This is a genomic window from Arthrobacter sp. GW822-FHT05G07, assembly GCF_058799755.1.
Genome location: NZ_JBXALT010000001.1, coordinates 263,525 through 276,938, shown reverse-complemented (window position 1 = coordinate 276,938; position 13,414 = coordinate 263,525). Strand labels below are relative to the sequence as shown.

Here is a 13,414-nt window from a genome sequence, read left to right as displayed (position 1 = left end):
TCCACATTCCTGTAATTCGCCCATAAGGAGCACATCCATGGCGCTTATCGATGCCATCCACGCACGCGAGATCCTTGATTCCCGCGGAAACCCGACCGTAGAAGTTGAGGTCCTGCTCTCCGACGGCCAGATCGGCCGCGCAGCAGTTCCCTCCGGTGCCTCCACCGGCGAGCACGAAGCCGTTGAGCTTCGCGACGGCGACAAGGGCCGTTACCTCGGCAAGGGTGTCCAGAAGGCCGTTGACGCCGTTATCGACGAGATCTCACCGGCCCTGATTGGTTTCGACGCCACTGACCAGCGCAGCATCGACCAGGCCATGATCGACCTGGACGGCACGCCCAACAAGGGCAAGCTCGGCGCCAACGCCATCCTGGGTGTTTCCCTGGCCGTGGCCAACGCTGCAGCAGCTTCGGCCGACCTGCCGCTCTACAAGTACCTGGGTGGCCCGAACGCCCACGTCCTGCCCGTTCCGCTGATGAACATCCTCAACGGTGGCTCGCACGCCGACTCCGATGTGGACATCCAGGAATTCATGATCGCCCCGATCGGCGCAGAGACCTTCTCCGAGGGCCTGCGCTGGGGTGTAGAGGTTTACCACAACCTCAAGGCTGTCCTTCAGGAAAAGGGCCTGTCCACCGGCCTCGGCGACGAGGGCGGCTTCGCTCCCAACCTGCCGTCCAACCGTGCAGCTCTGGACCTGATCCAGGAAGCCATCAAGAACGCCGGCTACACCCCGGGCACGGACATCGCCCTTGCCTTGGACGTTGCATCCTCTGAGTTCTACAAGGAAGGTGCCTACCAGTTCGAAGGCAAGGCACTTTCTGCCACCGAGATGAGCGCCTACTACGCTGAGCTCGTTGCGGATTACCCCCTGGTTTCCATCGAGGACCCGCTGGACGAGAACGACTGGGAAGGCTGGAAGACCCTCACCGACACCATCGGTGACAAGGTCCAGCTTGTTGGCGATGACCTCTTCGTCACCAACCCGGTCCGCCTGCAGCAGGGCATCGAGACCGCTACGGCCAACTCCCTCTTGGTCAAGGTCAACCAGATCGGTTCCCTGACCGAGACGCTGGACGCCGTTTCCCTGGCCCAGCGCTCCGGCTACACCACCATCACCTCGCACCGCTCCGGCGAAACCGAGGACACCACCATTGCTGACATCGCCGTTGCCACCAACGCGGGCCAGATCAAGACCGGTGCCCCCGCCCGCTCCGAGCGCGTAGCAAAGTACAACCAGCTGCTCCGCATCGAAGAAGAACTCGACGACGCCGCACGCTACGCCGGCCGCAGCGCGTTCCCGCGTTTCAAGGGCTAGCATTCCGCGAAAACAGCTGACCGGTGGCTATGGTGGAAAGACCATGGCCACCGGTTCTGTTTAACGCGGGCCAGGTCAGAAACAGCAAGCGCAGCAAACCGCCAGGCAAGCACCGGGCATTACAGGAGTGTCATGGCCACCCGTCGTCCAAAGGTTCCCAGGGCCGACGCCCTTGGCCGTCCGTCCAGCGGTGCTGGTCCGTCCAGCGGTGGCCGTCCGTCCAGCGGTCCCCGTCCGTCCAGCGGTGCCCGTCCCGCCGGTGATGCCCTCACGGGTCCTGAGGCCGCAGGCTCCGAAGGGGCCGATGTCATCAAGGCCGAGTTCGGCGGCGCGCGTGCCACGTCAAAGACACCGACGACGACGGATGGCGGCAAAGCTTCGTCCGCTGGCAGCAAGACGTCTACCGCCAGCAAGAGTTCCGCAGGCAGGAAACCTGCGGGACCCTCGACAAAAGCCGGGGACAAAGGTTCGGGAAAACAGGGATCCGAAAAGCCAAGCCCAATAGCCAAGGATGACCGCGATCTGGATCCCGTACCGGCCAAGGCGTTCTCCGGCCGGATGCTCGCACTGGCTGTGGTGATGATTGCCATCACCATTCTGCTGGCCCCCACTGTGAAGATTTTCCTGGAGAAACGCGCCGAAATCTCCGCGCTGGAAGCGGAAATTGCCGGCAGGAAAGCGGAGCAATCCGAGCTGAACAAACAGCTCTCCCGGTGGCAGGACCCCAACTACGTGAAACAGCAGGCCCGCGACCGCATTAACATGGTTATGCCGGGTGAAACAGGTTACTGGGTGTTTGGGGGAGAAGAAGCCGCCGGCACACCGGGTGGCCGCACCGGCTCCGGATCGTCGGCAAACCCGGAGAATCTGCCCTGGGTGGATGCTCTCTGGGAGTCAATCAGACGATCGGCAACTGACTAAACGCGGTGCCCGCCGCCGTCGTGTCCGCATGGGACATGACAAAAGGGGCAGGAAGGTTGGCAGCGCAAGTGGAAGAGAACACGGCAGCCGTGCCGCAGGAATCCCGCCAGCCATCAGCACACGATCTTGAGGTCCTGAGCCGACAGTTGGGCAGGCCGGTCCGGGATGTTGTTGAGATCCCGGCCAGGTGCGTCTGCGGTAACCCCTTGGTGGCCGCTACTGCTCCGCGGCTCAGCAACGGAACACCGTTCCCCACCACGTTCTACCTGACCCATCCGGTCATCACGTCCGCAGTGTCACGCCTTGAAGCGGGCGGGCTCATGACTGAGATGAACGAGCGACTGACCGCCGACCAAGAGCTGGCCGGTGCCTACCGGGGCGCCCATGACGCTTACCTTCAGGCTCGCAACGAGATCGCCGGCCGCTCCGGCACTGGAGCCGTGCCCGAAATCGACGGCATCTCCGCCGGTGGCATGCCCACCCGCGTGAAGTGCCTGCACGTCCTGGTAGGTCACTCGTTGGCTGCCGGACCGGGCGTCAATCCGCTGGGCGACGAAGCCCTGGACGCCATCACCGAGTGGTGGACCAAGGACCGCTGCTATTGCGACGGCGCCTGGGACACTGCCGGCGAGGCTCCTTCGCGGGACTTGAGCCGCCATGGTCCGCAAGGATTGCCGGACATCGTGGGGCGTCCCGCGCCCGTGCGGAAGTCAAAGACCGAATCCCACGGCGAGCAGGAAGGCACCGCATGAGCCGCGTGGCTGCCATTGACTGCGGAACCAACTCCATCCGCCTCCTCATCGCCGACTCCTCGGTTGAGGCGTCGGAGAAGGATGGGCCAGGTCCGCTGACCGATATCGTGCGTGAAATGCGCGTGGTGCGGCTGGGCCAGGGCGTTGATGCCACTGGCGAGTTGGCTCCAGAGGCCTTGGAGCGCACGTTCGCCGCAACCCGGGACTATGCCGCGCTCATCAAGGAACACGGTGCCGGGCGCGTTCGTTTCGCGGCCACGTCGGCCACTCGTGATGCCAGCAACCGCCAAGTCTTTGTGGACGGTATCCGGGAGCTCCTGGGCGTGCAGCCGGAGGTCATTTCCGGTGACGAGGAAGCTGCCCTGTCCTTCGCGGGAGCCAGCAGCGTCCTGCCCGCCACGGGAAAGGACCCCATTCTGGTGGTGGACCTTGGCGGCGGCAGCACTGAATTCGTTGTGGGTGATTCCAGCGGCGTTATCGCGGCCCGCTCGGTTGACATCGGCTGCGTGCGATTGACCGAACGTCACCTCCGCAGCGATCCGCCCACCGCTGCGCAAATCGCCGCAGCAGAGGCCGACGTCGACGCCGCGCTTGATCTTGCCGCGCAGGCAGTGCCGCTTGACCGCGCCACTGCCGTGGTTGGTGTCGCCGGTTCCATCACCACCATCACCGCTCACGCGCTGGGCCTGAGCGAATACCAGCCGAACCGCATCCACGGCGCTTCACTGGACCTTGAAACCATTAGCGACGCGTGCACCAGCCTGTTGGAAATGACGCGGGACGAACGTGCCGCGCTGCCGTACATGCACCCGGGACGCGTGGACGTCATCGGAGCCGGAGCCCTGGTGTGGCGCCGCATCCTGGCCAGGCTGTCCGCCGTCAGTAACGGGGCCATCCGTACAGCTGTCTCCAGCGAACACGACATCCTGGACGGCATCGCCCTGAGTATCCTGGATGGCCAATGACATTGCGACATCGTCGTACCCTCTCCGCTGCGCTTGCCACCACCCTGGCCGGCGGGGCGCTGGCGGGTGCGCTGTTGTCGGCTCCGGCCGCCAATGCAGACGCGTGGCGGGACAAGGAGTACTGGCTCAAGGAATCGGGAGTCACCAACGCCTGGCAGGTCTCCAAGGGCGCCGGAGTCAAAGTTGCGATCATCGATAGCGGTGTTGACGGAACCCACCCTGACCTCAAGGGTGTGGTGGTCGGAGGGACAGATGTCTCAGGGGCCGGCGCTCCCAACGGACAAAAGAGCATCGGCGCCAAGACCGAGCACGGCACGCTGGTGGCCACGATGCTGGCCGGGCGCGGCCACACCACGCCCACCCCTTCGCCCTCACCGTCGGCATCTGCGTCAGCGGCTCCAGCGCCGCCGCCACCGCCACCAACTACGCCGCCTGCCGGGGGACCGGACGGGATCACAGGAGTTGCGCCCGAAGCTGAGATCCTGGCCATCTCAACCTGGCTCGGCTCGCCCAACCCGGGCGGCAAGACGGACCAGGAACAAATACCCGAGGCCGTGCGCTGGGCCGTGGACAACGGCGCAAAGGTTATCAACATTTCCCTGGGCAGCACTTCGCCTGACTGGCCGCAGAGCTGGGACGCAGCGTTCCTGTACGCAGAGCAAAAAGATGTGGTGATCGTTGCGGCCGCCGGAAACCGCGTGGGTGGCAACATCCAAGTTGGTGCCCCGGCCACCATCCCCGGCGTTCTCACTGTGGCCGGGCTGGACGGCGAGGGGCGCGCCAGCGTGGACTCATCGTCCCAAGGCATCAGCATCGGAGTGGCCGCCCCTGCGGAGAAACTGGTGGGTGGCATTCCCGGCGGCTCGTATGCCGAGTGGGCGGGAACGTCCGGAGCGGCTCCCATCGTTTCGGGTGTGGCAGCACTCCTCCGTTCAAAGTGGCCGGAAATGAGCGCCACCCAGGTCATCAACAGGATCGTCAGCACTGCCAAGGACGCGGGTGCTCCAGGCAAGGACCCTCTTTATGGCTACGGCATCCTCGACGCTGAGGCCGCACTGAAGAATGACGTGCCAACCACCAGCACCAACCCGTTGGGTTCCATCGGGGACTGGATCCGTGTCCATCGCCGCGGCGTCTTCTCCGAGCCCTCACAGGCACCCGTGGCAAGTCCCACAAGCGCCCCTCCCACGCTCGCCGATCCCACCGTCCCTGTTGCGAAGACGCCGGCGACCATGGATGACGCCCTTCCTGCCGCCGTCGTGCTTGGTTTTGGCGCCTTGTTCGCTGCGATTCTGACGGGTGCTGCAATCCAGTTGCGGAGAGTCTCAAAGAACCCGCCGGCGGTGCCCGAGGAAGCTGAAACGGGCGCCCTTTTGAAGGTGGATCCGCCCGGCAGGACGTAGTTAGTGAAGATTTTCACAAAGTACTGTACTCTGGACTCATGGCAACCACCCCAGAGCTCATTGACCGTCCCCGGGTTCTCGTCGTCGGCGGCGGCTACGTCGGCCTGTACGTAGCACTCAAACTGCAGAAGAAGATCGCGAATGCAGGCGGAATCGTCACCGTCGTTGATCCACTGCCGTACATGACCTACCAGCCCTTCCTCCCGGAAGTAGCCGGTGGCAACATCGAGGCACGCCACGCCGTCGTCTCCCACCGTCAGCACCTCAAGCAGACTGAGCTCATCCAGGGCCGCGTCACCAGCATCGACCACGCCAACCGGACCGCGGTTATCGCCCCGTCCGATGGCGGCGAGAACTTCGAGATCCCGTACTTCGATGTCGTGATCGCAGCAGGCGCCATCACCCGTACCTTCCCCATCAAGGGCCTCGCGGACAAGGGCATCGGCCTGAAGACCATCGAGGAAGCCGTTGCACTGCGCAACAAGGTGTTGGAGCGCATCGAAGCCGCGTCCACCATGACTGACCCCGCAGAGCGCGCCAAGGCACTGACCTTCGTTGTTGTTGGCGGCGGTTTTGCAGGCATCGAATGCCTCACCGAAATGGAAGACCTTGCCCGCGCCGCTGTACGGAATAACCCGCGCATCCGTCAGGAAGAAGTCCGCTTCATCCTGGTTGAAGCCATGGGCCGCATCATGCCCGAGGTCACCGCTTCGCAGGCCGAGTGGGTTGTGGAGCACCTCCGCAGCCGTGGCATCGAAGTACTCCTGAACACCTCCCTTGACAGCGCTGAGGGCAACCTCAAGCTGATCAACCTCCCGGACAAGACCCCTGCCGGCGAAGTTGACGCGGACACCTTGGTATGGGCTGCCGGCGTGCAGGCCAACCCGATGATCCGCTCCACCGACTTCCCGCTGGAACCGCGTGGCCGCGTCCGCGTCCTCCCGGACCTGCGTATCGCAGGCGACGAAGGCATTGTGGAGAACGCCTGGGCCGCCGGCGACATCGCCGCCGTTCCGGACCTCACGGGCAAGGGCCTGCCGGACGGCACCTGCGTCCCCAACGCCCAGCACGCACTGCGCCAGGCAAAGAAGCTCGCAAAGAACCTCTGGGCTTCCCGCTGGGACAAGCCGCTGCACGACTACAAGCACAAGAACCTCGGTGCCGTAGCCGGATTCGGCGAGTGGAAGGGTGTTGCAAACATCAACCTGCTCGGCCGCATCGGTCTCAAGGGCGGCCTCGCGTGGCTGGCACACCGTGGTTACCACGGCATGGCCATGCCCACGGTTGAGCGCAAGTTCCGTGTGATCTTCGGCTGGATCCTGGCCTTCTTCGCCGGCCGCGACACCACGCAGCTGATGGACCTGGACAACCCGCGCGGTGCCTTCGTGGCCGCAGCCACCCCGGCTCCCAAGCCCGCCGCCGCTCCGGCGCCGGTGGAAGCCAAGCCGGTTGCCGAGGAAGTCAAGACTCCGGTAACTGCTGACGCCAAGTAGTACACGTACGACGGCGGCCGTCCCCTTGAGGGGGTGGCCGCCGTTGGCGTTTAAACCGTCGGCGTAAAACGGTGGCACCGCGGCTGCGCCCTAGACTGTTGCCATGTCAGGCGAAACCGATCTGAAGACACTCCTGGAATCCCTCCATCCGGTAGCCCGCGACGGCGAGTACGTGTATGCCCTGTGGCCGCATGGTCGGCCATTGGAAGGCGGCATTGAAGCGGCCGTTCGTGAGGCCGAGGGCCTGACGGTTGTCCTTCACCGCGATGAAGCAGATTCGTTGGGCCTTAGCTACGATTTCGTGGCTACCTGGATCACGCTGCAGGTTCATTCGGCCCTGGAAGCCGTGGGTCTGACGGCAGCCGTCAGCGCGGCGCTGACGCACGCCGGCATCAGCTGCAACGTCCTCGCCGGTTTCCACCACGATCACCTTCTGGTGCCGTCGGCAGATGCGGGCCGGGCCATGGATGTGCTGCGGCTCCTGGCGCGGGGTGTGGTGCTGCGTTCTGAGAAGCCGGAAGATCGGCCGGAGATCCTGGAGCTTACGGCCCGGGCGTTTTCCGTCTCTCCCGTGACTGGCGAACCCGTTGAGGGCACCCCGATTGAAGTGGGGCTGCTGCGGGAGCTTTTCGAGTGCAGCGAGTACATTCCGGAGCTCAGCATCGTGGCGGAGATGGGTGGTGAAATCGTGGGGCATGCCATCAGCACGCGGGGCTGGATCGAGGACCTGGAACTGGTTGCCCTCGGCCCGATCGGCGTACTTCCTCCCTTCCAGCGCCGTGGAGTGGGTTCTGCATTGATGCGCGAGACAGCGGCCCGCGCCACTGCCCTCGGAGAGCCCGGGATCGCCCTGCTCGGCAGCCCTCTCTACTACCCGCGCTTCGGATATGTGCCGGCCACCTCCTTGGGCGTTGAACCGCCCGAAGCGGTGTGGGGCGATCACTTCCAGTTACTGACCCTGCCGGGATGGCCCGATGACGTCCGCGGCACCTTCAGCTACGCGGAGCCGTTCAACCGGCTCTAGCTGGGATACCATGGTCCGGGCGCCCCAGTAGCCCAATTGGCAGAGGCAGCGGACTTAAAATCCGCGTGTTGTGGGTTCGAGTCCCACCTGGGGCACAAATGCAAGGCGAGAGCTCTTTCTCCCTTCCTGTGCGTCCATCCCTTCTTCAGCGCCTTTTCCCAGCAAGCTCGTAGATTCCCCACAGGCAACGAGTGTTATAGGGATGTGACCTGAATCACTTATGTTCGCCCGGCAATTGCACTAGTTTGAGTCTTAATCAGGAACACCTGAGTTATCGCATCAAAGGCAGTTCGCACCTTTCGATCGAGGAGACAACGAATGTTTGATCTTTCCCCAGCGGCGCCCCGAGCCGCCAAGCTAACAGCGCTTGGCATTGGGGTCGCTCTCTTGGCCACGGCTTGTGGTGGGTCTTCTACACCTACCCAGACTGGGTCTCAATCCGCCGCCGCAGCAGGCATCGCCTGCCCGGCACCGAGCGGCGGGGCGGGAGCCGGCAACAGCCAGGCTGCCACCAACACGGGATCCGTACCTCCCTCGACCACCACCACGGCTACGCCGCTTAAGCTTGGATCGCTCCTGCCGACGACGGGGTCGCTGGCGTTCCTCGGCCCACCCGAAATCGCTGGTGTCAACCTCGGCGTCAAGGAAGTCAACGACGCCGGTGGCGTTCTTGGTGTTCCTGTGGAAGTTGTCCACCGCGACTCCGGCGACACCAAAACTGACATCGCTACCCAGTCCACCACAGCCCTGCTGGGCCAGGGTGTGAGTGCAGTTATCGGCGCCGCTTCCTCCGGCGTTTCCAAGACTGTCATCAACCAGATCACCGGCGCTGGCGTCATCCACTTCTCGCCGGCGAACACCTCACCGGACTTCACCACGTGGGATGACAAGGGCCTCTACTGGCGCACGGCACCGTCCGACGTCCTGCAGGGCAAGGTCCTCGGGAACTACATGGCTACCTGTGGTGCCCAGACCGTGGGCATGATCGTTCTCAACGACGCCTACGGAACCGGCCTCCAGAAGAACGTCAAGGAAGCCTTCGAGGCAGCCGGCGGCAAGGTTGTTGCTGAAGAGCTCTTCAACGAAGGTGACTCGCAGTTCAGCAGCCAGGTGGACAAGGTCCTCGCAGCCAAGCCGGATGCGATCGCCCTGATCACGTTCGACCAAGCCAAGAGCATCGTGCCTCTGATGACCGGCAAGGGCGTCAAGCCCACGCAGCTGTTCATGGTTGACGGCAACACCTCGGACTACAGCAAGGACTTCCAGGCAGGCACCATGAAGGGCGCACAGGGAACCATCCCCGGTACGTTCGCCAAGGATGCCTTCAAGCAGAAGCTCCTCGCAATCGATCCCGCACTGAAGGATTACAGCTACGCAGGTGAGTCCTACGACGCCGTGAACCTGATCGCGCTTGCCTCTGAGGCAGCCAAGAGCACCAAGGGCACGGACATCGCGGCCAAGCTCAAGGAAGTCTCTGAAGGCGGCGAGAAGTGCACGGACTTCCCGTCCTGCGTCACCCTGCTCCGCGAGGGCAAGGATATTGACTACGACGGACAGTCCGGTCCGGTAACGTTCTCCGATGCCGGTGACCCCACCGAGGCATACATCGGTATCTACGAATACCAGGACGACAACACCTACAAGCCGGTCCGCGAAGAATTCGGCAAGCTCTAAGCCGAACACGAGCTAGACCGCAGTCAGCAACAGGTCCCCTTCCTCACAAGGAAGGGGACCTGTTCCGCGTTAACCCCGGCTGTTACACAGGCGGTAGACCTACCATGTCCTCATGAAGCCAACCCGGGAAGCACGCTCCATTGCAGTAGTCATTAACGCCGGTTCACGCAAAGGCTCCGCAGCTCAGAAGCTGGTGGCCGAGAGCCTCGCAAAGGCGGAGCTCCCGGTCTCCGCGGTGTATACGGCGCATGGCGGCGGGGAACTCCGCCGCGCCTTGGAGCAAGCGGTGTCCGATGGGCACGATTTTGTGGTGGTTGGGGGAGGCGACGGAACGGTTGCCTCCGCGGCCGGACTCGTGGCGGGTACCGACGTCGTGCTGGGTGTGCTTCCGCTGGGCACCGCCAATGACCTGGCAAGGACGCTGGAAATCCCTCGGGACCTGAGCCTTGCCTGCGCTGCCTTGGCGGATGGAAAAGTAGTGGACATCGATCTCGGGCGGGCGAACGGCCAACCCTTCCTCAACGTGGCTTCAGCCGGCCTGTCCGTGGCAGTCACGCAGGCGCTCAGTCCGCGCCTCAAACGACTCATCGGGCCCTTGGCATATGGTGTGGCCACGCTTCGCTCCTACGCCACGCACAAGCCGTTCCACGCCCGCCTCGAGTTCCCGGACGGGGACCATGAGCCAGTAGAGCTGGAGGACCTGTTGCAGGTGGCGGTGGGAAACGGAAGGTACTACGGAGGCGGCAACGCGGTCTCTCCGACAGCGGGGATCGATGATCACACCCTGGATATCTATGCGATCCTGGCTGCGCCGCTGCGGGAGCAGGCAAAGATCGCGCGTTCGCTGAAGAACGGCAAGTTTGTGGAAAACGAGCAAGTGCACCACCTCACCAGCCGGAAAGTCAGGCTGGTGACAACTCCGCCACTGCCGGTGAACCTCGACGGCGAGATCACCACCAGCACGCCCACCGACTTCACTGTTGAGCGAAACGCGGTGCACGTGGTGGTGCCGAGGAACAGCAGCAGCGCGACGTTTGAGGGCCGCAGCTGAACTGTCTTGAACGTACCTGGACGCGCCGAAGGCCCGGCTCCGGCGTGACACCGGAACCAGGCCTTCGGGGCTACTGCAGTTAGACCTCGTCCGCCAAGGTGCCCAGGTAAAGCTGGATGACCTTGGGGTCCTTCATGAGTTCACGGCCGGTACCGGTGTACGCATCCTTGCCCTGATCCAGGACATAGCCGCGGTCGCAGATCTGCAAGCAACGGCGGGCATTCTGTTCCACCATGATCACCGAGACGCCGGCGCGGTTGATCTCGTGGACACGGAGGAAGGTCTCATCCTGCTTGACGGGGGAGAGGCCTGCCGACGGCTCGTCAAGCAACAGGACGGCCGGGTCCATCATGAGCGCCCTGCCCATGGCCACCATTTGGCGTTCACCGCCGGACAGTGACCCTGCACGCTGTGCTCGCCGCTTTCCCAGCTCCGGGAAGAGGCTGGTGACAAAATCGAAGCGTTCGGAGAAGTCCTTGGGCCGCTGGAACATGCCCATTTGCAGATTCTCTTCAATGGTCAGCGTGGCGAACACATTGTTGGTCTGGGGGACGAAGCCAACGCCCTGGGTGACCAGTTTGTTGGCCTTCAAACCAGTGAGGTCTTGTCCGCGCACCACAACGGTGCCCGAGTGGACCTTCACCAAGCCGAACATGGCCTTCAGCAGCGTGGACTTGCCGGCGCCGTTGGGGCCAATGATGCCAATCAACTCGCCCTTGCGGGCCTCGATGCTGCAGCCGTTGAGGATGTTGACCCCGGGGATATAGCCAGCCACCAAGTTAGTGACTTTGACGACGGAATCGCCTGCGGGAGCCGCTGCCGAGGCGGGCATTGCACTGGTACTGCTCATTTCCCGTCCTCCTTCTTGGGTTCTTCGATCTCGGACAGGATGCCTGCATCTTCCGTACCCACAACCGACTCTTCGTCGGCCTCGAGTTCAGCCTCAAGCACCTTGATGCCTTCGGCGTCGCCGAGGTCGACGTCATGGTGGGCGCCAAGGTAGGCGTCGATGACTGCGGGGTTCTTCATGACTTCACCCGGAGGTCCTTCGGCCACCACCTTGCCTTCGGCCATGACCACCACCCAGTCAGCGATGTGGCGCACCATGTTCATGTCGTGCTCCACGAAGAGCACGGTCATGCCCTCGGCCTTGAGGTTCTTGATGTGGTCCAGCAGCGACTGCGTCAGGGCCGGGTTCACACCGGCCATGGGCTCATCGAGCATCACCAGCTTGGGCCGAACCATAAGCGAACGGGCCATCTCCAGGAGCTTCCGCTGACCTCCCGAGAGCGACGCTGCGTAATCGTCCTTCTTGGTATCCAGCTTGAACTTCTCCAAGAGGACGTTTGCCTGGGCTGTGATCTCTTTTTCGCGCCCGCCCCAGATGCCTTTGAACAAGGCCTTGGAGAGCCGTTCTCCGGGCTGGTCTGCTGCGCCGAGTCGCATATTCTCCATGACGGTCAGCTTGCCCATGACCTTTGTCAGCTGGAAGGTACGGACCATGCCCATGCGTGCCACCTTGTAGGAGGAAACGCCTGCAAGGCTGTTGCCTTCAAACTGCCACTTGCCCGTGTTGGGAGTATCAAAGCCCGTGAGGAGGTTGAACAGCGTGGTCTTGCCGGCTCCGTTGGGGCCGATCAATGCGGTGATCTTGTGGCGGGGGATCTCAAGGTACTCCACGTCCACCGCGTTGATGCCACCGAAGGACCGCGTGACGTCCTCTGCCACCACAATGGGATCCCGCTTCTTGCAGCCGGGAGTGTTCTCCCCGACGGCGATGGGCCGTGAATCGGTCATGTAGTCAATATTTTCGCTATTGCGTTCGTTGGTCTCACTCATGCGAAAGCAAGCTCCTTCTTATTGCCGAACACGCCTTGCGGGCGGAAGATCATCAGGAGCATCAAGGCAACACCCACCAGGATGTAGCGCAACTGGCCTGCCTGTACGGTGGTCAGCCACGTGATTGCCCCTGACTCGATGAGGCCGTAGAGCAGGCTTTGGGTCAGCGAGAGCACAACCCAGAAAATCATTGCTCCAATGACCGGCCCAAGAACCGTGGCCATGCCGCCCAGCAGAAGGCAGGTCCACAGGAAGAACGTGAGTTCAGTGCCGTAGTTGGACGGTTGGACGGCCCCGCGGGGGAGCGTGAAGATCATGCCCGCCAATGCGCCAAGCACACCACCGATGATCAGCGCCTGCATCTTGTAGGCGTAGACATTCTTGCCGAGCGAGCGGACAGCGTTCTCGTCCTCGCGGATGCCCTTGAGGACACGGCCCCAGGGGCTGCGCATCAGAAGCCAGACCAAGACGCAGCAAACGATGACCAAGCCCCAGCCCACCACGCGGATAAAGAAGTCACGGTTGTTCATGCCCATGTAAGAGCCTTCGGGGAAAGGATTCATGGAGTAGAACGTGCCCTCGAAGGCCGCCAGGCCGTTTGCCGAACCAGTGACGCTGGTGAGCTGGTTGGTAGTGACCACGTAGCGGACAATTTCCGCCGCGGCGATGGTCACGATTGCCAGGTAGTCCGCCCGTAGCCGGAGTGTAGGAATACCGAGGATGAACGCGAAGATCACTGAACACAGAACGGCGATCAGCAGGGCAAGGAAGAAGGGTGCGTCAAAGGTCAAAGTTGAGATGGCGAAACCGTAGGCACCCACTGCCATGAAGCCGGCCTGGCCGAAGTTCAACAGGCCTGAGTAGCCGAAGTGAACCGCGAGGCCCAAAGCGGCAAGTGCGTAGGCCGCCGTCGTCGGGCTGAACAATTCGCCAAGGGCGCTGGAGAAAATAAATCCGAAATCCATGGCCCGCTC

The 13,414-nt window shown here is 63.1% G+C and carries 12 protein-coding genes and 1 tRNA gene; 10 read left to right on the top strand and 3 right to left on the bottom strand.

Annotation, left to right across the window (positions count from 1 at the left end):
• Positions 1–37: 37 nt before the first annotated feature.
• The 10 genes from eno (at position 38) to AC1RJY_RS01125 (ending at position 10,601) form a co-directional block, all read left to right on the top strand.
• The gene (eno, locus tag AC1RJY_RS01170; protein WP_011773994.1) at positions 38–1,318 is read left to right on the top strand and encodes a phosphopyruvate hydratase; all 1,281 of its coding nucleotides are present in this window, start codon (positions 38–40) and stop codon (positions 1,316–1,318) included.
• 132 nt (positions 1,319–1,450) lie between these two features.
• Positions 1,451–2,239, top strand: a complete 789-nt coding sequence (locus AC1RJY_RS01165) for an FtsB family cell division protein (protein ID WP_498600987.1) — start codon at positions 1,451–1,453, stop codon at positions 2,237–2,239.
• A gap of 68 nt (positions 2,240–2,307) precedes the next feature.
• The gene (locus tag AC1RJY_RS01160; protein WP_187329930.1) at positions 2,308–2,991 is read left to right on the top strand and encodes a DUF501 domain-containing protein; all 684 of its coding nucleotides are present in this window, start codon (positions 2,308–2,310) and stop codon (positions 2,989–2,991) included.
• Positions 2,988–3,956 (top strand): Ppx/GppA phosphatase family protein, encoded by a 969-nt coding sequence (locus tag AC1RJY_RS01155; protein ID WP_498600985.1) that lies wholly within the window; start codon positions 2,988–2,990, stop codon positions 3,954–3,956. The genes AC1RJY_RS01160 and AC1RJY_RS01155 overlap by 4 nt, the downstream gene beginning before the upstream one ends.
• Positions 3,953–5,359, top strand: a complete 1,407-nt coding sequence (locus AC1RJY_RS01150; RefSeq protein ID WP_498600984.1) for a S8 family serine peptidase — start codon at positions 3,953–3,955, stop codon at positions 5,357–5,359. Before AC1RJY_RS01155 ends, AC1RJY_RS01150 begins: the two co-directional genes overlap by 4 nt.
• Positions 5,360–5,397: 38 nt before the next feature.
• Positions 5,398–6,852 carry an NAD(P)/FAD-dependent oxidoreductase gene (locus AC1RJY_RS01145; RefSeq protein ID WP_011773999.1) on the top strand — a complete coding sequence of 485 codons (1,455 nt, stop codon included), beginning with the start codon at positions 5,398–5,400 and terminating at the stop codon, positions 6,850–6,852.
• 103 nt (positions 6,853–6,955) lie between these two features.
• Positions 6,956–7,876 (top strand): N-acetyltransferase, encoded by a 921-nt coding sequence (locus AC1RJY_RS01140; RefSeq protein ID WP_014921095.1) that lies wholly within the window; start codon positions 6,956–6,958, stop codon positions 7,874–7,876.
• Positions 7,877–7,897: 21 nt separating this feature from the next.
• Positions 7,898–7,971 (top strand) — tRNA-Leu (locus AC1RJY_RS01135).
• 223 nt (positions 7,972–8,194) lie between these two features.
• Positions 8,195–9,550, top strand: a complete 1,356-nt coding sequence (locus AC1RJY_RS01130) for an ABC transporter substrate-binding protein (RefSeq protein WP_498600983.1) — start codon at positions 8,195–8,197, stop codon at positions 9,548–9,550.
• Positions 9,551–9,662: 112 nt separating this feature from the next.
• Complete coding sequence (locus AC1RJY_RS01125; protein WP_210064363.1) at positions 9,663–10,601, top strand: lipid kinase; 939 nt, start codon at positions 9,663–9,665, stop codon at positions 10,599–10,601.
• A 79-nt stretch (positions 10,602–10,680) separates the two neighbouring features.
• On the opposite strand, the gene AC1RJY_RS01120 is transcribed toward AC1RJY_RS01125, so the two are convergent.
• The 3 genes from AC1RJY_RS01120 to AC1RJY_RS01110 are packed head-to-tail and all read right to left on the bottom strand — an operon-like array spanning position 10,681 to position 13,405.
• A complete protein-coding gene (locus AC1RJY_RS01120; RefSeq protein WP_144647612.1) occupies positions 10,681–11,451 on the bottom strand; it encodes an ABC transporter ATP-binding protein in 771 nt (256 codons plus the stop codon).
• Positions 11,448–12,440 carry an ABC transporter ATP-binding protein gene (locus tag AC1RJY_RS01115; RefSeq protein WP_014921098.1) on the bottom strand — a complete coding sequence of 331 codons (993 nt, stop codon included), beginning with the start codon at positions 12,438–12,440 and terminating at the stop codon, positions 11,448–11,450. Before AC1RJY_RS01115 ends, AC1RJY_RS01120 begins: the two co-directional genes overlap by 4 nt.
• Positions 12,437–13,405, bottom strand: coding sequence for a branched-chain amino acid ABC transporter permease (locus tag AC1RJY_RS01110; RefSeq protein ID WP_011774005.1), 969 nt, complete (start codon positions 13,403–13,405; stop codon positions 12,437–12,439). The genes AC1RJY_RS01115 and AC1RJY_RS01110 overlap by 4 nt, the downstream gene beginning before the upstream one ends.
• Between the last annotated feature and the right edge of the window lie 9 nt (positions 13,406–13,414).

Bases quoted from the DNA above. Each gene is read 5' to 3' on its own strand.
- AC1RJY_RS01115 (WP_014921098.1), bottom strand. From the start codon at position 12,440: ATGAGTGAGACCAACGAACGCAATAGCGAAAATATTGACTACATGACC.
- AC1RJY_RS01155 (WP_498600985.1), top strand. From the start codon at position 2,988: ATGAGCCGCGTGGCTGCCATTGACTGCGGAACCAACTCCATCCGCCTC.
- AC1RJY_RS01140 (WP_014921095.1), top strand. From the start codon at position 6,956: ATGTCAGGCGAAACCGATCTGAAGACACTCCTGGAATCCCTCCATCCG.
- AC1RJY_RS01110 (WP_011774005.1), bottom strand. From the start codon at position 13,405: ATGGATTTCGGATTTATTTTCTCCAGCGCCCTTGGCGAATTGTTCAGC.
- AC1RJY_RS01130 (WP_498600983.1), top strand. From the start codon at position 8,195: ATGTTTGATCTTTCCCCAGCGGCGCCCCGAGCCGCCAAGCTAACAGCG.
- AC1RJY_RS01120 (WP_144647612.1), bottom strand. From the start codon at position 11,451: ATGAGCAGTACCAGTGCAATGCCCGCCTCGGCAGCGGCTCCCGCAGGC.
- AC1RJY_RS01165 (WP_498600987.1), top strand. From the start codon at position 1,451: ATGGCCACCCGTCGTCCAAAGGTTCCCAGGGCCGACGCCCTTGGCCGT.
- AC1RJY_RS01125 (WP_210064363.1), top strand. From the start codon at position 9,663: ATGAAGCCAACCCGGGAAGCACGCTCCATTGCAGTAGTCATTAACGCC.
- AC1RJY_RS01150 (WP_498600984.1), top strand. From the start codon at position 3,953: ATGACATTGCGACATCGTCGTACCCTCTCCGCTGCGCTTGCCACCACC.
- AC1RJY_RS01145 (WP_011773999.1), top strand. From the start codon at position 5,398: ATGGCAACCACCCCAGAGCTCATTGACCGTCCCCGGGTTCTCGTCGTC.
- eno (WP_011773994.1), top strand. From the start codon at position 38: ATGGCGCTTATCGATGCCATCCACGCACGCGAGATCCTTGATTCCCGC.